A 21774-nucleotide genomic window follows, 5' to 3' on the forward strand; every position below is an offset into this window, starting at 1 on the left:
ACTACGCCCGGTCGACGCGCCGGTCAGCTCGGGTCGTCGAACAGGGGCTGCTCGCCCGGGTCGGTGAACAGCTCCAACGGCAACCGCGGCTGGGTCGGCGGAGTCGGCGGCACCAGCTCACCGCGCTCGACCTCGACGGCCTCCGGATCGTCGTCGGCCAGCCCGTCGAGGTGGCCACCGAACCGGGTCGCGAACCGCGGATCGACCGTCTTCGTGAACGCGAACAGCTGCTGCAGCGTGTCGATCAGGTGCTGCGGAACGTACGGGTTCGCCAGCACCGCCGCCCACACGTCGACCCGGTCCGCGGCGAGCACGAACTTCAGGTGCGGCCACCGACGGTTCAGGTCGCCGAGCAGTTCACTGGCCCGGGTCCGGTCGCTGATGTCCCGCAACAGCGGCATCCGGACCTGCACCTCACCGCCGTCCAGGTGCGGCCCGACGAACCCGACAAGCGGACCGATCGCCAGCATGAAGTCGTCGTCGTCCGGGTCCCCGTCGTCGTCGCGGTCGTCGCCGCCGGGCGGCTCGTCGAACAGTTCCGACAGCGTCGACGCCACCAGGTCGTGCAGGTGCGCCTCGTCGCGCGGCGTCACCGCGCGCTGCAGGTCCAGCCCGTCCGGGTCCTCGGGGTCGGGTTCCTCGGAGGTGAGGGTGCGGTGGGTGTCGGCCTCGGTCGCGTCGATCCGCAGGAACGTCGGATGCGGCACCGACCAGACCTCCCGGAACACGGTCACCGCCATCGACGCCAGCTGATCCGCCCAGTTCGACGGCTTGTCGACGAAGAACGCGGGCGACCCCGAATCCGGCTCGTCGTCGGGGCGCCGGGTGGGACGGTGCCAGCCGAGGTCGACGAGCCGGGACTCGTCGTCCGCGGTCAGCCGGTACCGCGGGTCGAGGTAGTCGTTCGACGGCACCTCGCATCGGATCTGACCGTCACCCCAGGCCAGGAACTGCACGCACGGCACGAAGCCGTCGACCCGGGACTCCTCGCCGAGCTCCAGGGCAAGCAGATCGTCCTCGCGCATCGCGGCGATGACGTCCGCCAACCGCTGCTGGTGCTCGGACCAGGCGCGATCCACGCCGGAGTCGAAGTCCTCGAACTCGGACATGATCCCCCAATCCGTCGCAGCATTGTCGAGTCCACGCTAGCGCGCGCAAGCCCGTTCGGCTGGGAGCCGGGCGGGGTGTTCGGGTCACGTTTTCGGCGGCGGTTTCGGTGACGACGGAACCGGACGAGGGCAGGATGCGTCCAAGCCAGGGTGAGCCGGTCGACGGTAGGGGGAGGCATGCGCGCAGCGGTCGCCGCGGCAGTCGCGGGCGGGACGGTGATTGCCGCGGCGTTGCTCGCCGGGTGCGGACCCGCCCCGGTGTCGGGGGACGCCGAGGCAGCCGGTGTTGCTGCCGGGGAGCCGGTGTTCAGCCCGTGCGACGACATACCGGACGAGGTGCTGCGGGGGATCGGGATGGATCCGGCGACGGAGTCGCGGGACATTCTCGGGGTGAAGCAGCCGGGGTGGAACATCTGCGGGTGGCAGGGAGATCGATACTCGGTAAGCATCTTCGCCAGCACACATAGACTCGTCGACCTCCGCGCCAACCCGAAGTTCGAGGCCTTCTTCGACGTGGACGTGGACGGGCGTTCCGCGCTTGGGTATCGCGAGGTCGCCGATCGCACGCGGGAACGGTGCGACGTCGCAGTTGAAACCCAAGGCGGAGCGGTGCTCGTATCCATCGGGTTTCGCACGCTGACCCCTCCGCGCGACGCGGAGGAACCCTGCGCCATCGCGGCGGACGCAGTTCGCCGCCTCAATCCAGCGCTGCCCGAGTAGAAGGTTGCCAATGACCGAGCACGTCACGATGGGGTGGATGGAACTCGCCACGCAGGTCGAATCCGGGAATCTGTATCTCGAGCCAGGGGTCGCGAGTCGATGCGCGCAGCACTGCGCGGAGCTCATCGGCACCCTCGACGGTCTCCGGACACTGGCGCAGGACCTGTCGAAAGTCGAAGGGATGGGGACGTTCCCGTCCGGGATCGCCCTGGCGCGAAAGTTCTCGCTGAAGGCCTCGGGCGGCTCCTATTCGATGGATCAGGCGCTCGCCGATCACATCGTCGAGGTGCAGCGGATGCGGCAGGTGTTTGAGCGGATCGAGGCGATGTACGCCGCCACGGATGATGCTGCGGCGCGGGGGATCACGGGCGTCGGCTCGGGGTCGTGACGGGCGGGAACCGGCAGGGGGGATGAGATGGGGATCAGCATGAACGAGGTCGCCGACGCGTTGGGTCGGTTCGCGGACGGGGTGGGGGAACTCGTCGTGGACGGCGGGAACGCGGCGATCGACCTGGCCACCGGCTACAACCTCGCCGAACGCGGTCGGGTCCGGGATGCGCAGGCGGCGGGCAATGAGGAACGCGACGGGATCTACGGAACGCAGGCCGAGCTGCGCGGCAGGTTCACCGGCGACTGGGACGCCCGGCAGTTCGTGGAGGAGAGCTTCGATTCGATGTCGCATCGGCAGATCATGGACTCGGTGAACCGGATGGATCCGGCGGCCGTCACCGCGAGCGCGCAGGGCTGGACCGCGATCGGAACCGTGCTCGCCGACGGTCTGCACGGCTTCACGACGGCGATCCTCGGCGAGATCAAGGACGGCTGGGAGGGCGCCGCCGCGGACCGTGCGCTCGACGCGACCGCACGCTATGTCCGGGTCTCCGACGAACTCGCCACGGCGGGAAGCCTCGTCGGCACCAAGGTGGCCGAGGCGGCGACCGGGATCACGCAGGTGAAGGCGACGGTTCCGCCGCCCGCGCAGACGTCGGTCGCCGAGGTGCTGGTCCACCAGTTCAGTCCGGGAACCGCCCTGATCAAAAGCCTGCTGCACGACCGCAACGAGGCCCACGAGCAGGCCATCCAGATCATGAAGACGGTCTACAGCCCGGTCATGCGGCAGGCGGATTCCCAGGTGCCGGTGCTGCCCGCGCCGCCGACTGTCGCGCAACCGGAGGTCGCGGCCCCGACCGGAGCGGGCGGCGGCTCCGCGAACCCGACCGCGGCGGACTCCGCCGTTTCCGCCGGATTCGGCCCGCTCGGTCGGGACGCCCCGTCCGGGTCGGGTGCGGTGCCGGGGGCCGATGCGGGGGACACCGGCCCGTCCGGGGGGCCCGCCCCCGTGGGCGCCGAACCGGGGCCGGGACGGGACGGTTCCGCGGAGTCCGTTCCCGCACAGTCCGATCCGTCGTCGCCGTGGACCCGACCGGCCGGGGTGGACGCCGCGGGCGGGGCGGGCGTCCCCGGCAACCCGGCCGCGCCGGGTGCGGGCGGGATGTCCGGCGCAGGCGGACCGTCGGGGTCCGGGCCGGGCGGGCTCGGAACCGGTGGGCTCGGATCCGGTGGGCTCGGATCCGGTGGGCTCGGATCCGGTGGGCTCGGATCCGGTGGGCTCGGAACCGGTGCCGTCGCTGCCGGCGGCAACGGAGTGTCCGGTGGCGCAGCCGGATCGGGGTCCGGCGGGGCAGGCCTGGTGGGAATTCCTGGCGGTGCCGCGGGCACCGCAGCGGGACCCGCTGGGGGAGGCGGCGGTGCGGCGGGTGCCGGTGCGGGCGCCCCCGGCAGGCCGGGCATGCCCGGCGCCGGGATGATCCCCGCCGCGGCCCGAGGAAGGGGCGAGGACGACACCGAACACGCCACCCCCGGCTATCTCGTCACCGTCGACAACGGCAACGACATCGTCGGCACCCTCCCGCTGGTCGCACCGCCGGTGCTCGGCGGGTAACGCAGGCGGTCCGGGCCGCCTCGCGGTCCTCCCCGATGTGCTGGACGCCGAATCGTGGTGAGCTGTGGTCATGATGGTCCTTGCGGCGGAGGCCGCCGCCGACCCGCCCCGCGCCATCGGGATCGCCGTGTTCGTCGTGCTCGTCGCGCTCGGTGTGCTGCTGATCGGCTCCGTGTTCAGTCGGACCCTGCGGTCCCGGGTCCTCGCACCGGCGGGTTACGCCGTCGTCGGCATCGTCGGCGGCTACCTCGTTGCCCGCGGCATCGTGGAGGTCGTCACGATCGACGTCGCCGACCCGGCGAGCTACCGCGACGACTGGGGAGGCCCGAGCCTGCTCGGGGTGCTCGCCGTGCACTGCGGCCCCGGGGTGGCCGTGCTGATCGCCGCGGGACTCCTGATCCGCCGACGTCGAGCCAACCGCGTGCCCGTGGCCGACTGAGCAGGCGAGCGCGTCAGTCGAGGACGGCGCCCGGATTGAGGATTCCGTCCGGGTCGAGCGCGGTCTTGATCCGGCGGGTCAGGTCCATCACGTCGGGGCCGAGTTGGTTCGGCAGCCAGTCCCGCTTGAGTCGGCCGACGCCGTGTTCGCCGGTGATGGTGCCGCCCAATGCGATCGCGAGATCCATCACCTCTCCGAACGCGCGGTGGGCTCGCTCCGTTTCGTCGGGGTCGTCCCGGTCGAACACGATCAGCGGATGGGTGTTGCCGTCCCCGGCGTGGGCGACGACGCAGATCCGGACGCCGCAGTCCGCGGCGATCGCCGCGACGCCCGACACCAGCGTCGGCAGGGCCTGCATCGGCACCCCGACATCCTCGAGCAGCAGCGACCCCAGTGCCTGCACCGCGGGGAACACCGCCCGCCGCGCGGCCGTGAACGCCTCGCCCTCGGTCGGGTCGTCGGTGGCGAATACCTCGGTGGCGCCGCACGATTCGCATGCCGCGACCATCGCGGCGATCTCTAGGCCCGCGGCAGCGCCGGGCGCATCGGACTGTGCGAGCAGCAGCGCGTTGGCGTCGCGGTCCAGTCCCATCCGCAGCGAGTCCTCGACCGCGCAGATCGACGCCTGATCCATGAACTCGAGCATCGCCGGTCGCAGCGTCGCGGTGATCGCCAGCACCGCGTCCGCCGCCGCCTCCACCGTGCCGAACGAGGCGACCATCGTCGACGTGGGAGGCTGCGCCGGAATCAGTTTCAGGGTGATCTCGGTGATCACGCCGAGGATGCCCTCGCTGCCGACGAACAGTTTCGTCAGCGACAACCCGGCGACGTCCTTCAGTCGCGGTCCGCCGAGTCGCACCGCGGTGCCGTCCGCCAGCACCACCTGCAGCCCGAGGACATAGTCGGTGGTGACGCCGTACTTGACGCAGCACAGCCCGCCCGCGTTGGTGGCGGCGTTGCCGCCGATCGAGCAGATCTCGAACGACGACGGGTCCGGCGGGTACCAGAGTCCGTGCTCGGCGACGGCCCGTTTGACCTCGGCGTTCAGCAGTCCGGGTTGCACGACCGCGGTCCGGGTCACCGGGTCGACGACGATCGACCGCATCCGCTCGGTGGACAGCACGATCCCGCCGTCGACCGCGGACGATCCACCGGACAGCCCGGATCCGGCGCCGCGGGGGACCACCGGAACGCGGTGCGCGCTCGCCCAGCGCAGCACCGCCTGCACGTCCTCGGTGCCGGTGGCGCGGACCACCGCGAGCGGGGTGCCCGCGTTCGGGTCGGCCGCCCAGTCCTGGCGGTAGCCGACGAGTAGGTCGGGGTCGGTGAGCAGGGCGCCCTCGGGGAGGTCGGCGGCGAGTGCGGCGAGGTCGGCGGGCATGAGACCATCCTTCGCCGATCCGGCGGGGCGGGCCATGTCGACGCGCCGAGGGTGAGCTGGGTTACGAGACGTAATCGTGATCGGAACGTTACTGGCAACCGTGTAGTTCTCGAGGACCCCTGTTCAGGGGCCCGAGGAGGTGTCGAATTGGACACGGTGGCCTCGGGATTTGGCCGTCGGGGCCCGGTGGGGAGGTTCGTTCTTAATGCTTGCGAACGCTACAGTTACCGCGCCGCAACCCAAGGCGGCATCAATCCGGGGCTCCGACCGTGTCTACGTCGGCGGGCTCCGCCGGGGTCGACCGACCCAGTGACTTCAGGACGGAAAAGTGAATCTTCACTCGAGACAACCGTGGCTCCCGCGCGTCCGCGCCACGGTCGCCGTGGCAGCCGCGATGACCCTGATTGGTGCGGGCGGGGCGGGCATTGCCGCGGCCGATCCCGCAGACCCGAGCTTCACCGCGCCGACATGCGAGGCGACGGAATGGACCCCGCTCGACGGGCAGCTGACCCTCACCGGGGCGCGCCTGGACAGCCTCAACGCCGGCAACGTGGTGCCGCTGTACGGCAACCTGCCCGAGGACGACATCACCATCCAGTACCCGCCGATCTGTGGTGTCCGACTGGTGAACGGCGCCCCGGTCGCGGAGTGGATGTACTGCACCGACGCCGACAACGGCACCTGTGCAGGCGTCGCCCCGGAGGGCTGGGTGGATCCCTTCACCAAGGAGCCCATCCCGGAGGGGACGCAGCTCAACGACTACGGCGAGGCCGTCGGCCCGACGCTGCCGCAGACCGGCAACCCGAGGCTCACCGCCGACCAGGAGAAGGTCATCAGCTACCTCCTGCTGAACGGCGTCGAATGGCAGACCACCAATCCCGAGCATGGCGGCACCTCCACCTGGACCGACAACACGTCGGAGGCCAACCGGAACGCGCTGCAGGACGCGATCTGGTGCGTCTCGGACTACGGCGCCGGCGACACCGCGCTGTGCGACCGGTTCATCGGCAAGGAGAAGCAGGCCGAGATCCTCGCCTCGATTCCGGATCACGAGGAGTCGGTGCTCGACCTCGAGCGGGTCGACCCGACCCCGGGCGACGAGCTGCCGGTCGGTGACACCGCCCGGTTCACCCTGACCACCAACCTGTACAACCAGGACCTGGACCTGGTCCTGCCGCCGAACGCGACCGTGACCGTCTGCGAGGGCGACGCCACCATCACCGACGGCAAGCTCGTCGTGACCGGCACCGCCGCGGCGGGCACCACGATCACCCTGTGCGTCACCTCGGACACCGAGGGTCGGGTGGACCTCGCCGTGCGGGGCACCGAATCGCCGGAGAAGCACATCAAGTGGAACCAGGCGAGCTCCACCGACGCCGACCCGGCCGAGCACGCCGGCTGGCCGCGGCACGAGTGCCAGGTCTTCGCCACCTTCGACACCACCGCCGAGAAGCTGCGCGACGCCGACCATGCGGTGTTCGTCGACGACGAGGGCAACGGTTCGCTCGGTAGCGCGGGCAGCGTCGGAAGCCTCGGCAGCCTGGGCGGCAGCACCGGCAGCCTCGGCAGCGCGGGCAGTGCCGGTGCCGGTAGCGCCGGACTCGGCAGCGCGGGCCTGGGCAGTGCCGCCCTCGGCAGCGCGGCACTGGGCAGCGCCGCGCTCGGCAGCAGCGACCTGGGCAGCAACGGCGGCTCGCTCGGCACCACAACGCCGCAGCCCGCGCCGACCACGACGCTGCCCGCGCCGACCACCACCCCGGCGCCGACGACCACCGCCCCGACGACGGCTGCGCCGACGACCACGGTGGCTCCGACCACCGCGGCTCCGGCCACGACCGCGCCGCAGGGCGAGCGCCCGCACGCCATCGACGGTGGCGCGGCGGAGGAGGGCTTCACCGCGACGACCGGTCTCGGTCTTGCCCTTGCCCTGCTCGCCGTGGGCGGCGTCGGTGTGGCCATCGCGGTCCGCAGGCTGCGTGGCTAGCCTGAGCTGACGGACGGCGCCCGCCCCGGTCGAACGCGACCGGGCCGGGCGCCTCGTCGTCGCCGGACACCCGGCCGACGGACACGACGAGGACGGACCATGACACGAACTGGACGGCATCGGCGGCGGCCGAGCGTGATCGGGACGCTCGCGGTGCTGGTGGTGGCGCTGCTCGCGGTCGTCGTCGGCGTCGGCATGCTCACCGCCGACGGCGAGGAACCCGCCGTCGCCGACCCGAATCCGCCCGGTGTCGCCGCGCCGGTTCCCGCCCCGACATCGCCGCAGCCCGACATCGGAACATTGCCGCCGCGCACCCTTGCCCTGCCCCGGGTCGGGGTGGCCGCGCCGATCGGCGTCGCCACCGTGCCCGGCGGGGTGCTCACCCCGCCGAACGACGTGTCGACGGTGGGGATCTGGCAGGACGGGGCGCCGCTCGCCGCGGACGCGGGCACCACCCTGCTCGCCGGGCACGTCAACATGGTCGGCCAGGGCAACGGTGCCCTGTTCTCCCTCGCGTTGATGCAGCCGGGGGACGTCATCCACACCTCCGACGATGCGGGCCGGTCCACGGCGTGGCGGGTCACCCGGGTGGTGGAGCGCCCGAAGGCGGACGGCGTCGAGGAGAGCGTGCTCGACGGTCCGACCGGTCCCCGCCGCCTCGCGGTCGTCACCTGCGGCGGCGACCTCACCTACACCGACGGCGTCGGCGACTACACCGACAACGTGTACCTGTACGCGGACGCCGTCTGACGCGCGTCACCCCTCCCGCTCACCGGGCCGCGACCGCGGTCACCTGCAGTTGGTTCACGTCGTAGGTGGCGCATCCGGTGCCCGCGTGGCCGACGAACAGGGTTGCGGTGTCGTTCGGGGGATAGACCCGCAGACCCGCGACCGGGGTCGGGACGCACTCCTGCGCGGGGTAATCGAGCACCTGCACCGCGCGCACCATCGCGGTGGCCCGCGCGCCCGGCGCCAGCACCACCGGTGCGCCGCCCTCGCCGGACCGGGTCGCCGCCCGGCCGACCTCCCTCCCGTCCTCGCCGTCGACGTAGGAGACCCCGGGGAACCCGTCCAGTGTGCAGGTGCGTCCGCCGGTGTTCGTGAACACCAGCGGAATCGTCACCGAGCCAGCGGATCCCTGCGACTTGCCGTCGTTCACCGACAGTTCCCGCGTCGTGCAGCGGTCCGTGTCCGCCACCGGTGCGGCGGCAGCGGTCTCCGCCGCGGCGACCTCCGGTGGGGTGGCCGCGGTGGTGCCCGGGTCCGCCACGGCGGCCGCCGGGCGCGGTGTCGCCCCGGACGGGTCGGACGCGCACCCGGCGACGATCCCGGCGCCGATCAGCAGTGCTCCCGCGGCCGCGCCTGCCCGGGTCGCTGCGGCGGTCATCGCGGCCCCCGCCGCAGGCATTCGTCGAACATCTCCCGCACCTCCCGCACGTGTTCGTCGAGCGTCTCCACGGTCCAGTCGTCGGTCGGCACCGGCGCGAGCACGTCGACGTGCACCGTCCCCGGATGCGCGACAAGGGAATTGCGCCACATCAGTTCGCCGGCGTCGTGAATGACGATCGGCACGATCGGGACCCGCCCCTGCATCGCGACGTGGAATCCGCCCTTCTTGAACCGCCCCAGCCGCGGTGTCGGGGACCGGGTGCCCTCCGGCGCGATCGCCAGCGACGTCCCCGACCGGAGCTTCGCGACCGCGGGGGCCAACGCAGCCTTCGCCGCGGTGGTATCCGACCGGTCGAGGTAGGCCACGTCGAGCAGCGCCCCGACCGGGAGGAAGCGGGGATCGCGGGCGGCCTCCTGCTTCGCGACACCGGTCACGTCGCAGCGGATCACGGTGCCCAACACCAGCACGTCGAGGGAACTCTGGTGGTTGAACATGAACACCGCGGGCCTGCTGCTCCACGCGTTCTCCCGGCCCCGCACCGTCACGGTGATGCCGCAGATCGTCAACGCCAGGTCCGGGCCGACCGCGCCGACCAGGTTCGCCGCGGTCTGCCGGTTCCGGGTGAGCAGGCCGACCCCGACCGCGGCAGCGGTCGTCGTCATCAGCGCGCCGATCGCGGTCGCGGTGCGGACGGTGGACAGTGGTGTCGCGCCGCGCTGCGGCCTCGGCAGCCGCACGATCGGCCATCCGCCGCGCCGCGCCCGCCGGGACAGTTCCCGATCCGGGTTCAGCGCGACCGGGTGGCCCACCGACTCCAGCATCGGAACATCCTCGCCGCCATTGGAATACGCAAACGCGACCGCCAGGTCGATGCCCCGCTCGTCCGCGTACCCGGCGAGCGCCTTCGCCTTCGCGGGGCCCCACAACGGGGGCGACGCCAGCCGCCCGGTGAGCATGCCGTCGCGCACCTCCGGTTCGGTGCACAGCAGGTCGGGGAGGTCGAGGTCCTCCGCCACGTACCGGGCCTGGTACGGCGTCGCGGACGTCGCCAGCACCACGGTATGCCCGGCCCGGCGGTGCGCCGCGACGATGGTGCGGGCGTCGCGGTAGATCATGCCCGCGATCTGCTGCCGGAACAGTCGCAGGCCCCACTCGAGCAGGTCATCCTCCTGCCTGCCCGCGAGCGCGTGCACCGCGACGTCCATCAGGCCGCCGACGTCGGCGCCACGGAACTGGGTGTCGAGCACCGCGCCCGTCGTGCGGAGCAACTCGCCGACGCTGATGTCCCTGGTGCGCAGTCGATCCCGATACACCACCGTCGCGGAGTAGCCAGCGATCAGGGTGCCGTCGAGGTCGAACGCGGCGAGCGTCCCCGGCCCCGGCGGCGCCTCCTCAATGGCCCGCAGGACGGTGGCGAGGGCACTCACGACGCGGACCCGTCCGGCTCGGGTGCGCCCCCGTCGGTGTCCGGGCCGGGTACGGGCGCGGGGACCGGCTCGGACAGGCTGTCCAGGCGGGCGTGGGCCAACTCCCGGATCCGCTGCACCCGGCGAACCAGCACCCCGATCTCCGCGGCGAACTGGGCCCGCCGGTGCGCGGTGTCGGCCCCGGTCGCCTCCACCAGCCCCCGGTTGCGCGCCAACGCCAACGCGGTGCCGAACAGTTCACCCGAGATCGATTCGCTGCTCGCGATCTGCTGACGCAACCGCCGCTGCTTCGCGATCGCCAGACACTGCTCCACGAACGCCGGCTCGTCGAGGGCGGGGGACGCCGGCGCGAGCACCAACTGGTCGGCCACCACCGCGTACGCCTCGAGGAACGGCTGCAGCACCCGGTGCGCGAGATACGGCCGCACCGCGCCGAGAATGTTCTCGGCGTAGTGCGGGTTGGTCAGCTCGTCCTCCCAGGTGGGGCGGATCAGGTCCAACTCGTCGCGCAGCTGCCGCTCGAAGGTGTCCTTGTCGGGGAAGAAGAATTCGAACTTGAGCAGGTCCCGGATGCGTTTCGCCTCGGTCCAGCCGTCCCGGATCGGGTCGGTGAACCGTTCCTCGACCGCCGCCTGCAGGACCAGTTCCGCGATGGCCCGCACGACAAGGAAGTGAATCGAGTTGTTGCGGTAGAACGCCGCAACGAGATGCTGATCGGAGCCGAGGAAGTAGACGCGCTCGTCGCCCTTGTCGAAGCGGCGCAGCACGCCGGAGTCCAGATGGGTCTGCAGCGCCGTGCGGAACACCAGCGGGTTGGTCAGGTCGAAGTCGCCCGCGGTCGGGAGGCGGCGCGCCCGGATGTAGTCGATCAGCGGGTCGAGGATGAAGTCGAGTTCGGGCACCGTCAGCGCCCGGTCCTCGATGCCGAGGAACGCGAGCAGCAGCAGCGACGACGCGGTGACCGGGGTGACCTCGTTGATTCGATGGCACACCTCGAACGCGGTCTTCTGGATCGCGAGGCGCTGGTCGGGTTCCTGCGCGAGGGACCGCGCCAGCGACAGCGGACGCCCGATCGTCACGTGCGCGACGCCGCGCCGGTTGCCTTGCGCGCGAACGTATCCGACCATCCACCGGAAGCCCTCCTTCTGCTTCACCTCACCGTGGGCCTCCGCGGCCATCGCCTTCACCTCGTACAGCTGGTCGTACGTCAGCGCCACCGGCACCAGGTACACGTCCGAGGCGACGGACGTCCGGAACGCCTGTGCGAGGTAGGTCAGCAGCCCGAATCGCGGCGGCCGCAGCTTCCCGGTGCGGGTGCGTCCGCCCTCGATGTACCACTCCAGGTTGAACCGCTTCGTCACCAGATACCGCATGTACTCGCGCAGGGTCCACTTGTAGACGTCGTCGTCGCCGAACTTGCGGCGGATGAACACGGTGCCGCTGCGCTTGCCGATCGGACCGATCGGCCAGAAGTTGATGTTGAGGCCGCCCATCACGTGATTGAGCGGAAGATCGTTGGCCAACAGCGCCGGCCGCAGCACCAGCGGATCCAGGTACGACCGGTGGCTGGGCAGGAACACCAGCGAATGCTGCCGGTTCAGCTCCCGCAGTTCGTCGAACCGCGCGGTGTCGACGTCGAGGCGGTAGGCGCGGGAGAAGTAGCGGCCCAGCCGATCCCACACCGCGATCGCCCGCCTGCTCTGGGTGGCGACCAGCTCGTCGAGCGCCTCCCTGGCCCGCCCGTCCACCTCGCCGAGCGGGACGCGAAGGTCGGCCGCCAGCTGCCGGGTGCCGTCCCGGTAGCGGCGGCTGTCGGTGATCTCGTCGACCACGAACCGGGACACCTTGTACTGGTCGCCGAGCAGGGTCCGCTCGGCGCGCTCGAGGGCGAGGGCGGCCTGGCGGCGGATGAACTCCGGCAGCGATCCGCCGCCGTCCTCGGTGAGGCGGCGTTCGAGGTCGCTCAGGGGTGCCGGTTCGCCCTCGATGACCCGGCAGCGGTCCGGGTCGGTGCGCAGCATCCGGCGTTGCGCGCCGCGCCCCGGGTGCAGCGGGTCCCGCGGGGACAGCGCCTCCCGAAGGCGCTGGGCGCCGGGCTCGTCCGGGTCGCGGGGCAGCCACACCACCCGGACCGGCGTCAGCAGCGGATCGTCGTCGCGGGCGGTCAGCTCGGCCAGCGCCCGATCACTGATCGTCACCGCGGTTGCCGGGGTCGCCGAACCGCTCACCTGCTCGCCGAGCCAGGTGTGCAGGACACCGGATTCGGTTTCGGTCATCGGTTCGGTCAGGTACACCCGGGGATGCTGCCCGTTCGTCCTCATCGCGGGGATCCTTCCGTCGCGCCGAGCGCGACCACCTCGTCGAAGCCCTCCTGCAGGCATTCCATGAACGCGGCCGGTGCGGTGACGGCCGCGGTGTCGAGATTGACGCCGACGCAGCAGATCCCGTTGTGGGAGACCAGCGTCGCCATCACCGCGCAGCCCGGCGCCGGGCCGAACGGGAACATCCGCTCGATCCGGGCTCCGGCGAGGTACACCGGAACCGGAACCCCGGCGACGTTGCTCGCCTGCAGGTCCAGCCCGGTGGACTGGGCGAGGTACCAGTTCGCCAGCAGCCATGTCGGCAACCGCGACAGCACCGGGGCCGCGAGGTCGAGCGCGTCCAGTGCCGGTTCCTCGCGCAGGCCGAGCACGATCGCGCGGACCGCCGCGATCCGGGCCGCGGGGTCGCGTTCGGCGGCCGGGCCTGCGAACCGCACCGCGGTGAAGCGGTTGCCGCCGGATGGATCCGACGCGGTGCGCAGGTTTACCGGCATGCCCATTGGGACCGCCCCGACCCGTCGACCGTGCCGGTCGTGGTAGCGCGCGACGCCGCCGAGCAGCGCAGCGACGTAGGCGTCGTTGACGGACCCGCCCGCCGCCTTCGCGCCCGCCTTCAGTTCGGGCAGGCCCACCTCGAGGGCACCGAACCAGCGCCCAAGACCCCGGTCGCGGAGCAGTGCCGACCCGGTCGCCGGTGGGGGAGTGACCACCCGGCGCAGCGAATTGGCGTACTCGAACGCCTCGGTGACCGCCCCGATCGGGTCCGCGACGGCGGCCGTTGCCGTGCGCACCGCCCCGCCGACCAGTCCGGCGATCCGGCCGGGGGCCCGCCGCGCCAGGGTCACCACCTCCTCGCCGAGCGCGGTGACCGTGTTCAGGTTCTCCGGCGGGGCGGGCAGCCGGTCGGGCTTGTCGGGGGTCGGTTCCCGGCGGCGGCTGTGCAGCAGGGTCATCAGCCCGATCCCGCCCATCCCGTCGGTCATGCTGTGGTGCGTCTTCACCACGTACACGGCGCGGCCGTCGTCGAGGCCCTCGATCAGCATCGCCGTCCACGGCGGGCGGGCCTTGTCGAACGGTTCCGTCGCCAGGTGCCTGCAGATCCGGAGGGCGTGGTCGAAGGTCGCCGGGTCGGGCAGCCGGACCCGGCGCAGGTGGTAGTCGAGGTCGAACTCGGGGTCGACCGACCACACCGGATTGCCAAGGCCGAACACCGGTTCCACCGCCCGCATCCGGATCCGGGGGACGATGTGCGAGGCCCACTCGTGCGCCCGGACCAGCCGATCCCAGTCCGGTGGGCCGTCGAGGACATCGACCGCGACGATCGGGGAGCGGAGCTTGGGCTGGGCCTCCTCCATCCGCCACATGCCCGCCTCGAGGTCGGACATCGTCCGGTCCCAGCCCCGAGCGAGTCCGGACAGGTCGACGTCGACGGCGCTCGGCGGGACGAGGGGCGGGCCGCTGGCGTCGCCGACTGTTCCCATCTCGCACTCCTACGGTTGTCCACTGCCCGCGCGGTGCCGGTGCCGCAACGCGGCGCCGCCTCCAGTCTGTACCCGAGTCCCGGCCCGCGCGCGTTATCCGGGGGACGGTGCGGTCCGGGACCGCCGCGTCCCGCTCACCGGGACCGGGGTCCGCCCGGCGCGCGACACGCCCGACCGGGGCGGGCCCCGACGGAGACGCTGGTAGTGACGCAGATTACATTTCCGGGCAGGTCACTGTGGGGCACCCCACATGCCGTGTTACCTGAAATTTCCGAGCTGGCTATACACAACTGCCCGGTAAGGGGCTAGATTCGCGTCCATCGCTCGACGTCACTTCGGTGTTACAGGTCGGGTGTGCATGTCCTTCGAGTGGGGGACACGGTTCTACCGCCGCGCGTGCGCGCGTGGCATGCGTGATGGGAGTGACGAGATGGGCGATCGGACGGTCACGGACGGCATGGTCCGCGCGATTCTCGCGTACGAGTTCGAGGAACTCGACACCGACGGCGCCGCCGTCGTCACCGCGGTCCGCGCGGGCCTGCTCGGCGACTGGGTTCGGGCCGTCGCCGACTCCGGGATGATGTCCGTCGGCGCGGTGCGGGACCTGGAGGCGCAGTGGCGGGCCGACCCGGAGCTGCTGGTGGATGCACTCCTCGACGGCGTGGACGAGATCACCCGCCGACGGCTGACCGGGTCCCGCGTTGCGGTGCTGCCGGTTGCCGCGGAGCGGGTCACCGCGGGCTGACCGCCGCACCCGCCGCCTCGTTTGCCCCAAGAATCACAATTGTCACTCTGTTACCGGATTGTGGTGATTGGTTCTCGCCAGGGCCCGCGAGACCGGCTAGGTTTGCACCAATCGCTCGAGCGCACCGAAGTGTTACGCCCATACGGACGGACATCGCAGCCGACGAAGGGACCGCACCCATGAACCCTCTGGCATCCCCGACGAAAGACCTGGTCACGGCCGTTCTGTTCAGTGAATGGGACGGCGGCGAGATCGACGTCCATGCCATCGACCTGGTGCGGGACGGCGAGATGTCGGAGTGGCGGGAGGCGCTCTCGGACAGCGGCCTGTTCACCGACGAGGCGCTCGTTGAGATCGTCGCGGCCTGGCGCCGCGACCCCGAACTGCTCGTCGACGCCCTGCTGGCCGGGGCGGACGAGGTGTCCCGGCGCAGGCTCAAGGTGCCGCGCAGGCTCTCGCTGCTGCCCGCGGTGCCCGACCGGGTTGCCGTTTTCGGCTGACCCGGTCGGCCGCCCGGTTGCCGTCAGGGGAGAACGGCGGTCGCCTCGACCTCGACCATCAGGTCCGGCTCACCCAGGGCCGCGACCCCGAGCAGCGTGATCGGCTTGACCGGGTCGACGCCCAGCTTCTCGGCCGCCCGGCTGACGCCCTCCCCGAGGAGGGGCATCTTGTCCGGGGTCCAGTCCACGATGTAGATGGTCAGCTTCGCCACGTCGTCGAAGGATCCGCCGATCGCGGCGAGCGCCGTTCCGACATTGAGGTAGGCCTGCTCGACCTGCGCGGCGAGGTCGCCCTCGCCGACCCGGTTGCCGTCGGCATCGCGGGCCACCTGACCGGCAAGAAACACCAGCCTCGATCCCGTTGCGACGGAGAGTTGTCGGTAGACGTCGGGCTTCGGCAGGCCTTCGGGGTTGAGCAGTGTCACGGGCATGGCGGTCTCGTCTCGGTTGGGTGGCGAGCGGTCACGGCAAAATGTAGCAGCTGTTATGTATTGTCGGGTGGTGGTGAGAACGAAGGACCCGGCGGTCCGCGGACTGCTGGTCGAACGGGCGGCGCGGATGCTCCGCGCCAGGGAGCCGATCACCCTCCGGTCGCTCGTCGCCGGGACCGGCGTCTCCACGATGGCGGTCTACACCTACTTCGGTGGCGTGGACGGACTGTGGCGGGCGGTGCGGCAGGAAGGCTTCACGCGGCTTGCGGCCACGCTGCGGGAGGTCGCGGTGTCCGAGGATCCGGTGCGGGACTTCGTCGCCCTCGGGTCGGCCTACGTATCGAACGCCTTGGCCAACCCCGACCTGTACCGGGTGATGTTCGACGACACCATCGAGCTCGACGATCCGCGGGCCGCGGACGACACCCTGAACTACCTCGTTCGCGCCGTGCAGCGAGCACAACGCGCCGGACGCTTCGCCGACACCGTCGTCGCAGCCGACCTCGCAACGCGGTGTTGGGTCATCGGCCACGGGCTGGTCTCGCTCGTTGCCACCGGACCGCTGGACAGGCGGGCACTCGACCACGGTGCGGCCATGCTGACCGCACTGCTGATCAGTGCCGGCGACGAGCCGGGGCGGTGCGAACGTTCGGTCGAGGCGGGCTGGCAGATGCATCCGCCCGCCGCCAGCACCGACTAGTTCGTGTCACGAACCCTCACCGACGACGATCACCTCGTCATCGGTGAGGGTTCGGTGTTTCACGCCGTCGCGGCGGTAGCCGTCGGCGATCCGCTCGATCCGCGCGGACTCCTCCGCCGGGTATCCGGGCGAGCGGTAGTGCGGGACGATCGCGTGGTCGACCAGCCCGAGCCCCTCCCAGACGACCGGCACCCCGCACGCGGCGGCGACCTCGGCAGGGTCGTCGACGAGGTCGAGGCCGCGCAGGCTCGGCGCCAGCACGCAGGCGCCCGCGCTGTACCCGGCGTACACCAGCGCGTCCGCCCGGAGCAGGTCGGTCAGCACGGTGTCGGCGCCGCTGCGCGCGAGCTGCGCCCGCAGCACGAAGGTGTTCCCGCCCCGCACCCACACCGTCCGATACCCGGACAACTCGTCGCGCAGCCGATCCGGCGCGTTGACGAACCGCCGCAGGTCCAGCTCCTGCGGCTCGAACCCCAGCCGGCGCAGCGGCACCAAGTCCGAGACCACCGCCGAGTCCCGTGCCGAGCCCCACGCGTCGGCGGCGTTGGCGATCACCGCGACGCGGCCCGGCCCGCCGGTCAGCCGGAGCAGCCGGTCGGGGTCCGCGCCGAACCGGTAGGACGCGAGAAACAGCCGCATCAGATCGTGAACGCGAGGTTCGCCGCGATCCGCCTGCCGAGGTCCTGGTCGCCGGAGATCGCGATCTCGTCGATCCGGTCGGCGGGGCGGAGCCGCCCGCCGCACAGCCGGGTGAACAGCCGGGAATCCAGGGTCAGGGTGACGGTGGCCGGCGCGGGCAGGGCGGCAACGACCGCGGCGCGCCCGCCGACCGCGACGTGAATCTCCCGCGGCCGATCGTCGGTGGGCGCCATCGGACCGGTCAGCGCGAACGTCACCGACGACCCGTGCGGCGCGCCCCCCTTCTTGCCGACCGCATACCCGAGGCCGGTCAGCAGTTCGGCGAGCGCGTACTCGGCGCGGGCGCCGCCCTCGTCGCCGGGCAGGGCCAGCGCGTCGCGGAGGTCGTGTTCGTGGAACCAGCAGTCGAACAGGCGGGTGCGCATGAATCGTCCGTAGCTGTCCGGGCCGACCGGCGTCATCGCGGGGGCGTCGAAGTCGTCCTGGGTCATCGCGGCGAGCGCGCCGGCGCGGCGGGCGGTGATGTCGCGGTACGCGGCGAGCAGCTCGGCGGCGGTCCGGTCCCGCAGCCCGAGGATCCACCGTTCGTTGAACGCGCCGATCGGATTGTGCACGTGCGGGGAGTCCGGGACGGCGTCCGCGTCGACCGGCGGGTCGATGCCCTCAAGCATCGACTCGGTGCCGACGAGGTGCGCGACGACGTCCCGCACCGCCCAGCCGGGCAGCGGGGTCGGCGCCTCCCAGCGGTCCGTCGGGAGGCCGTCGAGCAGGGAATCGATGGCGTGCCACTGCGCGAGCAGGGCCGCGGTCAGCGGTTCCCGCTCGAGCAGCGTCGGGGTCCGTGCCTGGCTCATCCGGTCACTGTAGGCGGGTGTACCGCGGTCACGTCGCGATCTCGTCGCGGCCGGGTGTCGCGGCGCCTGCGCCGCACCGCGGGCAGCCGTGGTCGGGTCCGTCCGGCAGGAACGCCCCGCAGTCCGGGCACACCCGGTCCAGCCAGCACACCGGGTCGCCGCCGAGGTCGTCGTCGATCACGGCGCGCTCAGTGCTCGCCGCCGAGGACCTCGGCGAGCACGTCGGCGTGGCTGTGCTCGAGGTCGCGGGTTGCGGTGAGCAGCACCAGCGGCCTGCCCGCCGTCAGGGTCAGCACCCGGGAGACGGCCTCGCGGCCCTCGTCGGATTCGAGTTCGGCGCGGTAGCGGGCGCGGAACTCCCGGAAGTGCGCGGCGTCGTGGCTGTACCAGCGGCGCAGTTCGGCGGACGGGGCGAGGTCCTTGGCCCAGTCGTCGTAGTGGAAGTCGTCCTTGCGCACCCCGCGCGGCCACAGCCGGTCGACGAAGACGCGGACCGCGCCGGGTTCCGGCTCGGGATGGTCGTAGACCCGCTCGACCGTGATGCTCGGTGTCGTCCGACTGGTCATCGTCACCTCCGCGGTTGTGCGCGTTCCAGTCTAGGTTTGGCCGCTCGAATCGCCCGGCGGCGGTGTGACAGAAGGCACAATTACCTCGCAATTTACGCCTCTTGCCCTTGATCGGATTCGATTCAGTGACCGTTTTTCCGATTTCGAGATGTATCCGTGACCCTTTGCCTGGCTAGCATTGGCAAATTCGTGCCGCCTCACCCACGGGCCGCTCGTCGCGTGAGGGCCACCGTCGGTCCCGGCCCGATAACCATCAATCGCAGGAAGTAGTCACATTGGACACATCGAAGAGCACGCCGCAGGCGCGCCCGACGGTCGGCGTCGTTCGGGAGACGAACGACGGTGAACGGCGGGTGGCGCTTGTCCCCAAGGTCGTGACGACCCTGATCGGCAAGGGCCTCGACGTGGTCGTCGAGACCGGTGCCGGACTGGGCGCGCTGATCCCCGACGAGCTGTACAAGGAGGCCGGTGCCACCATCGGCGACCCCTGGTCGGCGGATGTGGTGGTCAAGGTCGCGCCCCCGACGGACGCCGAGACGGCGAAGCTGCGCTCCGGCGCGGTGCTGATCGGCTTCCTGGCGCCGCGCACCAACCCGGACGGCATCGCCGCGCTCAAGGCCGCGGGTGTGCAGGCGTTCGCGGTCGAGTCGATCCCGCGCATCTCCCGCGCCCAGGTGATGGACGCGCTGTCCTCGCAGGCGAACGTGGCCGGCTACAAGGCGGTCGTGGTCGCGGCGTCGGAGTCCACCCGGTACTTCCCGATGCTGACCACCGCCGCAGGCACCGTGAAGCCCGCGACCGTGCTGGTCCTCGGTGTCGGTGTCGCCGGCCTGCAGGCCCTCGCGACCGCGAAGCGCCTCGGCGGCCGCACCACCGGCTACGACGTGCGCCCGGAGGTCGCCGACCAGGTGCGCTCCGTCGGTGCGCAGTGGCTCGACCTCGGCATCGACGCCGCCGGTGAGGGCGGCTACGCCCGCCAGCTCACCGAGGCCGAGCAGGCGCAGCAGCAGCAGGCGCTCGAGGACGCGATCAAGGGCTTCGACGTGGTGATCACCACCGCGCTGGTGCCGGGTCGTCCCGCGCCGCGCCTGGTCACCGCCGCCGCGGTGCAGGGCATGAAGCCCGGCTCGGTGATCGTCGACCTCGCGGGCGAGACCGGCGGCAACTGCGAGCTGACCGAGCCCGGCCAGGTCGCCGTCAAGCACGGCGTGACGATCTGCTCGCCGCTGAACCTGCCCGCGACGATGCCCGAGCACGCCTCGGAGCTGTACTCGAAGAACCTGCAGGCCGTGATCGAGCTGATGCTCGACGAGAACGGTGCGCTGGCACCGGACTTCGACGACGAGATCCTCGCCGCCGCCTGCGTCACCCGTGAGGGGGCGAACGCCTGATGTACACCGAGCTGTTGGCGAACATCGCGATCCTGGTCCTTGCCGGGTTCGTCGGTTTCGCGGTCATCTCCAAGGTCCCGAACACGCTGCACACGCCGCTGATGTCGGGCACCAACGCCATCCACGGCATCGTCGTGCTCGGCGCCCTGGTCGTCCTCGGTCACCTGCCTGGTGACGCGCCGTGGTCGATCAAGATCATCCTGTTCGTCGCGCTGGTGTTCGGCACCCTGAACGTCGTCGGCGGTTTCGTGGTCACCGACCGCATGCTGGCGATGTTCAAGCCGAAGAAGGACGCGCCTGCCGTGAAGAAGGGGGCTGACGCCTGATGGGCTACCTCGTGACAATCCTGTACATCGTCGCGTTCTCGATGTTCATCTACGGTCTCTCGGGTCTGACCGGCCCGAAGACCGCGGTGCGCGGCAACTACATCGCCGCGGTCGGCATGCTCGTCGCCGTGATCGCGGTGCTGATCGACATCCGTGAGACCGACAACTGGGCCCTGATCGTCGGCGGCCTCGTCGTCGGCATCGTCCTCGGCGTTCCGCCGGCGCTGCGCACCAAGATGACCGCGATGCCGCAGCTGGTCGCGCTGTTCAACGGCGTCGGTGGCGGCACGGTCGCGCTGATCGCGTGGGCGGAGTTCCTCAACTCGGACGGCTTCACCGCCGTCGAGTCGGTGCCGTCGGCGCCGTTCATCATCGGGTCGCTGTTCGCGGCGATCATCGGTTCCGTCTCGTTCTGGGGTTCGCTCGTCGCGTTCGCCAAGCTACAGGAACTGCTGAACAAGAACCTCGAGAAGAAGGTCGTCGCCGCGGCGAAGCTGTTCCAGGTCGCGAACATGATCCTCGCGCTGGTCTCGATCGGCCTCGCGATCTACATCGGCCTCGGCGCCGACGGCGACCCGCAGTCGTCGTGGCTGATCGTCGGCCTGCTCGTTGCGGCGGGCGTGATGGGCCTGTTCGTGGTGCTGCCGATCGGCGGCGCCGACATGCCCGTCGTCATCTCGCTGCTCAACGCCCTCACCGGCCTGTCCGCCGCGGCCGCTGGCCTGGCGCTGAACAACCAGGCGATGATCGTCGCCGGCATGATCGTCGGCGCGTCCGGCACCATCCTGACCAACCTGATGGCGAAGGCGATGAACCGGTCCATCCCGGCGATCGTGTTCGGCTCGTTCGGTGGCGACGACGGCGGCGCGGCGGGCGGCGGCGCCGCTGGCGGCACCGTCAAGGCGACCTCCGCCTCCGATGCGGCGATCCAGATGGCGTACGCCAACCAGGTCATCGTCGTTCCCGGCTACGGTCTCGCCGTCGCGCAGGCCCAGCACGCGGTCAAGGAGATGGCGGCGCTGCTCGAGGAGAAGGGCGTCGAGGTCAAGTACGCGATCCACCCGGTCGCCGGCCGCATGCCCGGTCACATGAACGTGCTGCTCGCCGAGGCCGACGTCGCGTACGACGCGATGAAGGAGATGGACGACATCAACGGTGAGTTCTCGCGCACCGACGTCACCATCGTCATCGGCGCCAACGACGTCACCAACCCGGCCGCGCGTCAGGATTCGTCGTCCCCGATCTACGGGATGCCGATCCTCAACGTCGACCAGTCGAAGTCCGTCATCGTGCTCAAGCGGTCCATGTCGTCCGGCTACGCCGGCATCGACAACCCGCTGTTCACGGCCGACCAGACCTCGATGCTGTTCGGCGACGCGAAGAAGATGGTCGGCGAGGTCACCGAGGAGCTCAAGGCCCTGTAGGACC

At 71.2% G+C, this 21774-nt stretch carries 23 protein-coding genes; 12 read left to right on the top strand and 11 right to left on the bottom strand.

Annotation, left to right across the window (positions count from 1 at the left end; translation table 11 throughout):
• Positions 1-23 precede the first annotated feature (23 nt).
• Positions 24-1109 (bottom strand): TY-Chap domain-containing protein, encoded by a 1086-nt coding sequence (locus ACWF62_RS14410; RefSeq protein WP_452630441.1) that lies wholly within the window; start codon positions 1107-1109, stop codon positions 24-26.
• A gap of 177 nt (positions 1110-1286) precedes the next feature.
• Here ACWF62_RS14410 and ACWF62_RS14415 point away from each other — a divergent pair, with 177 nt between their 5' ends.
• From ACWF62_RS14415 to ACWF62_RS14430, 4 genes are all read left to right on the top strand, one after another.
• On the top strand, positions 1287-1829 hold the full coding sequence (locus tag ACWF62_RS14415) for a DUF3558 domain-containing protein (RefSeq protein WP_452630442.1): 543 nt from the start codon (positions 1287-1289) through the stop codon (positions 1827-1829).
• Positions 1830-1839: 10 nt separating this feature from the next.
• Complete coding sequence (locus ACWF62_RS14420) at positions 1840-2217, top strand: hypothetical protein (RefSeq protein WP_452630443.1); 378 nt, start codon at positions 1840-1842, stop codon at positions 2215-2217.
• 27 nt (positions 2218-2244) lie between these two features.
• Positions 2245-3771: a PPE domain-containing protein gene (locus ACWF62_RS14425; RefSeq protein WP_452630444.1), complete on the top strand. Its 1527-nt coding sequence runs from the start codon at positions 2245-2247 to the stop codon at positions 3769-3771.
• A 70-nt stretch (positions 3772-3841) separates the two neighbouring features.
• Positions 3842-4210, top strand: coding sequence for a hypothetical protein (locus ACWF62_RS14430; RefSeq protein WP_378506814.1), 369 nt, complete (start codon positions 3842-3844; stop codon positions 4208-4210).
• Positions 4211-4223: 13 nt separating this feature from the next.
• Here the strand turns inward: ACWF62_RS14430 and ACWF62_RS14435 are convergent, their stop codons facing one another.
• Positions 4224-5591: an FAD-binding oxidoreductase gene (locus ACWF62_RS14435; RefSeq protein WP_452630445.1), complete on the bottom strand. Its 1368-nt coding sequence runs from the start codon at positions 5589-5591 to the stop codon at positions 4224-4226.
• A gap of 382 nt (positions 5592-5973) precedes the next feature.
• On the opposite strand from ACWF62_RS14435, the gene ACWF62_RS14440 reads away from it, so the two are divergent.
• On the top strand, positions 5974-7575 hold the full coding sequence (locus ACWF62_RS14440; RefSeq protein WP_452630446.1) for a hypothetical protein: 1602 nt from the start codon (positions 5974-5976) through the stop codon (positions 7573-7575).
• Positions 7576-7674: 99 nt separating this feature from the next.
• The gene (locus ACWF62_RS14445; RefSeq protein ID WP_378506817.1) at positions 7675-8325 is read left to right on the top strand and encodes a class F sortase; all 651 of its coding nucleotides are present in this window, start codon (positions 7675-7677) and stop codon (positions 8323-8325) included.
• Positions 8326-8344: 19 nt separating this feature from the next.
• Here ACWF62_RS14445 and ACWF62_RS14450 read toward each other — a convergent pair whose 3' ends face one another.
• From ACWF62_RS14450 to ACWF62_RS14465, 4 genes are read right to left on the bottom strand one after another with little or no spacing between them, the layout of a single operon-like run.
• Complete coding sequence (locus tag ACWF62_RS14450; protein WP_378506818.1) at positions 8345-8962, bottom strand: DUF4232 domain-containing protein; 618 nt, start codon at positions 8960-8962, stop codon at positions 8345-8347.
• Positions 8959-10392 carry an HAD-IB family hydrolase gene (locus ACWF62_RS14455; RefSeq protein ID WP_378506819.1) on the bottom strand — a complete coding sequence of 478 codons (1434 nt, stop codon included), beginning with the start codon at positions 10390-10392 and terminating at the stop codon, positions 8959-8961. Before ACWF62_RS14455 ends, ACWF62_RS14450 begins: the two co-directional genes overlap by 4 nt.
• The gene (locus tag ACWF62_RS14460; RefSeq protein ID WP_378506820.1) at positions 10389-12713 is read right to left on the bottom strand and encodes a glycerol-3-phosphate 1-O-acyltransferase; all 2325 of its coding nucleotides are present in this window, start codon (positions 12711-12713) and stop codon (positions 10389-10391) included. The genes ACWF62_RS14455 and ACWF62_RS14460 overlap by 4 nt, the downstream gene beginning before the upstream one ends.
• The gene (locus ACWF62_RS14465; RefSeq protein ID WP_378506821.1) at positions 12710-14194 is read right to left on the bottom strand and encodes a wax ester/triacylglycerol synthase domain-containing protein; all 1485 of its coding nucleotides are present in this window, start codon (positions 14192-14194) and stop codon (positions 12710-12712) included. The genes ACWF62_RS14460 and ACWF62_RS14465 overlap by 4 nt, the downstream gene beginning before the upstream one ends.
• Before the next feature lie 430 nt (positions 14195-14624).
• Between ACWF62_RS14465 and ACWF62_RS14470 the strand changes: the two genes are divergently transcribed.
• Together ACWF62_RS14470 and ACWF62_RS14475 are read left to right on the top strand one after the other, a co-directional pair.
• Positions 14625-14939, top strand: a complete 315-nt coding sequence (locus ACWF62_RS14470; protein WP_378506822.1) for a hypothetical protein — start codon at positions 14625-14627, stop codon at positions 14937-14939.
• Between the two features lie 179 nt (positions 14940-15118).
• Complete coding sequence (locus ACWF62_RS14475) at positions 15119-15439, top strand: hypothetical protein (RefSeq protein WP_378506823.1); 321 nt, start codon at positions 15119-15121, stop codon at positions 15437-15439.
• Between the two features lie 23 nt (positions 15440-15462).
• Here the strand turns inward: ACWF62_RS14475 and ACWF62_RS14480 are convergent, their stop codons facing one another.
• Positions 15463-15870, bottom strand: a complete 408-nt coding sequence (locus ACWF62_RS14480) for a RidA family protein (protein ID WP_378570008.1) — start codon at positions 15868-15870, stop codon at positions 15463-15465.
• A gap of 70 nt (positions 15871-15940) precedes the next feature.
• On the opposite strand from ACWF62_RS14480, the gene ACWF62_RS14485 reads away from it, so the two are divergent.
• Entirely contained in the window at positions 15941-16570 is a 630-nt protein-coding gene (locus ACWF62_RS14485) for a TetR/AcrR family transcriptional regulator (protein WP_378506825.1), read from the top strand.
• Positions 16571-16576: 6 nt separating this feature from the next.
• Here ACWF62_RS14485 and ACWF62_RS14490 read toward each other — a convergent pair whose 3' ends face one another.
• Genes ACWF62_RS14490 through ACWF62_RS14505 form a run of 4 tightly spaced genes read right to left on the bottom strand, consistent with a single transcriptional unit; the run spans position 16577 to position 18629 of the window.
• Positions 16577-17209, bottom strand: a complete 633-nt coding sequence (locus ACWF62_RS14490; protein ID WP_452630447.1) for a Type 1 glutamine amidotransferase-like domain-containing protein — start codon at positions 17207-17209, stop codon at positions 16577-16579.
• Positions 17209-18063 (bottom strand): maleylpyruvate isomerase family mycothiol-dependent enzyme, encoded by an 855-nt coding sequence (locus ACWF62_RS14495; RefSeq protein WP_452630448.1) that lies wholly within the window; start codon positions 18061-18063, stop codon positions 17209-17211. Before ACWF62_RS14495 ends, ACWF62_RS14490 begins: the two co-directional genes overlap by 1 nt.
• Positions 18064-18091: 28 nt before the next feature.
• The gene (locus ACWF62_RS14500; protein ID WP_378506828.1) at positions 18092-18244 is read right to left on the bottom strand and encodes a hypothetical protein; all 153 of its coding nucleotides are present in this window, start codon (positions 18242-18244) and stop codon (positions 18092-18094) included.
• 7 nt (positions 18245-18251) lie between these two features.
• Positions 18252-18629 (bottom strand): DUF488 domain-containing protein, encoded by a 378-nt coding sequence (locus ACWF62_RS14505; protein WP_378506829.1) that lies wholly within the window; start codon positions 18627-18629, stop codon positions 18252-18254.
• A 275-nt stretch (positions 18630-18904) separates the two neighbouring features.
• Here ACWF62_RS14505 and ACWF62_RS14510 point away from each other — a divergent pair, with 275 nt between their 5' ends.
• From ACWF62_RS14510 to ACWF62_RS14520, 3 genes are read left to right on the top strand one after another with little or no spacing between them, the layout of a single operon-like run.
• Positions 18905-20020: a Re/Si-specific NAD(P)(+) transhydrogenase subunit alpha gene (locus ACWF62_RS14510; protein ID WP_452630449.1), complete on the top strand. Its 1116-nt coding sequence runs from the start codon at positions 18905-18907 to the stop codon at positions 20018-20020.
• A complete protein-coding gene (locus ACWF62_RS14515) occupies positions 20020-20346 on the top strand; it encodes an NAD(P) transhydrogenase subunit alpha (protein ID WP_378506831.1) in 327 nt (108 codons plus the stop codon). The genes ACWF62_RS14510 and ACWF62_RS14515 overlap by 1 nt, the downstream gene beginning before the upstream one ends.
• Positions 20346-21770 (top strand): NAD(P)(+) transhydrogenase (Re/Si-specific) subunit beta, encoded by a 1425-nt coding sequence (locus ACWF62_RS14520; RefSeq protein WP_378506832.1) that lies wholly within the window; start codon positions 20346-20348, stop codon positions 21768-21770. Before ACWF62_RS14515 ends, ACWF62_RS14520 begins: the two co-directional genes overlap by 1 nt.
• Positions 21771-21774: the final 4 nt, after the last annotated feature.

Source organism: Rhodococcus sp. NPDC054953 (assembly GCF_053609225.1).

Excerpts from the sequence above, each read along its gene's own strand:
- ACWF62_RS14410 (WP_452630441.1), bottom strand. The coding sequence starts at position 1,109 with ATGTCCGAGTTCGAGGACTTCGACTCCGGCGTGGATCGCGCCTGGTCC.
- ACWF62_RS14415 (WP_452630442.1), top strand. The coding sequence starts at position 1,287 with ATGCGCGCAGCGGTCGCCGCGGCAGTCGCGGGCGGGACGGTGATTGCC.
- ACWF62_RS14420 (WP_452630443.1), top strand. The coding sequence starts at position 1,840 with ATGACCGAGCACGTCACGATGGGGTGGATGGAACTCGCCACGCAGGTC.
- ACWF62_RS14425 (WP_452630444.1), top strand. The coding sequence starts at position 2,245 with ATGGGGATCAGCATGAACGAGGTCGCCGACGCGTTGGGTCGGTTCGCG.
- ACWF62_RS14430 (WP_378506814.1), top strand. The coding sequence starts at position 3,842 with ATGATGGTCCTTGCGGCGGAGGCCGCCGCCGACCCGCCCCGCGCCATC.
- ACWF62_RS14435 (WP_452630445.1), bottom strand. The coding sequence starts at position 5,591 with ATGCCCGCCGACCTCGCCGCACTCGCCGCCGACCTCCCCGAGGGCGCC.
- ACWF62_RS14445 (WP_378506817.1), top strand. The coding sequence starts at position 7,675 with ATGACACGAACTGGACGGCATCGGCGGCGGCCGAGCGTGATCGGGACG.
- ACWF62_RS14450 (WP_378506818.1), bottom strand. The coding sequence starts at position 8,962 with ATGACCGCCGCAGCGACCCGGGCAGGCGCGGCCGCGGGAGCACTGCTG.
- ACWF62_RS14460 (WP_378506820.1), bottom strand. The coding sequence starts at position 12,713 with ATGAGGACGAACGGGCAGCATCCCCGGGTGTACCTGACCGAACCGATG.
- ACWF62_RS14465 (WP_378506821.1), bottom strand. The coding sequence starts at position 14,194 with ATGGGAACAGTCGGCGACGCCAGCGGCCCGCCCCTCGTCCCGCCGAGC.
- ACWF62_RS14470 (WP_378506822.1), top strand. The coding sequence starts at position 14,625 with ATGGGCGATCGGACGGTCACGGACGGCATGGTCCGCGCGATTCTCGCG.
- ACWF62_RS14475 (WP_378506823.1), top strand. The coding sequence starts at position 15,119 with ATGAACCCTCTGGCATCCCCGACGAAAGACCTGGTCACGGCCGTTCTG.
- ACWF62_RS14480 (WP_378570008.1), bottom strand. The coding sequence starts at position 15,870 with ATGCCCGTGACACTGCTCAACCCCGAAGGCCTGCCGAAGCCCGACGTC.
- ACWF62_RS14490 (WP_452630447.1), bottom strand. The coding sequence starts at position 17,209 with ATGCGGCTGTTTCTCGCGTCCTACCGGTTCGGCGCGGACCCCGACCGG.
- ACWF62_RS14495 (WP_452630448.1), bottom strand. The coding sequence starts at position 18,063 with ATGAGCCAGGCACGGACCCCGACGCTGCTCGAGCGGGAACCGCTGACC.
- ACWF62_RS14505 (WP_378506829.1), bottom strand. The coding sequence starts at position 18,629 with ATGACCAGTCGGACGACACCGAGCATCACGGTCGAGCGGGTCTACGAC.
- ACWF62_RS14515 (WP_378506831.1), top strand. The coding sequence starts at position 20,020 with ATGTACACCGAGCTGTTGGCGAACATCGCGATCCTGGTCCTTGCCGGG.
- ACWF62_RS14520 (WP_378506832.1), top strand. The coding sequence starts at position 20,346 with ATGGGCTACCTCGTGACAATCCTGTACATCGTCGCGTTCTCGATGTTC.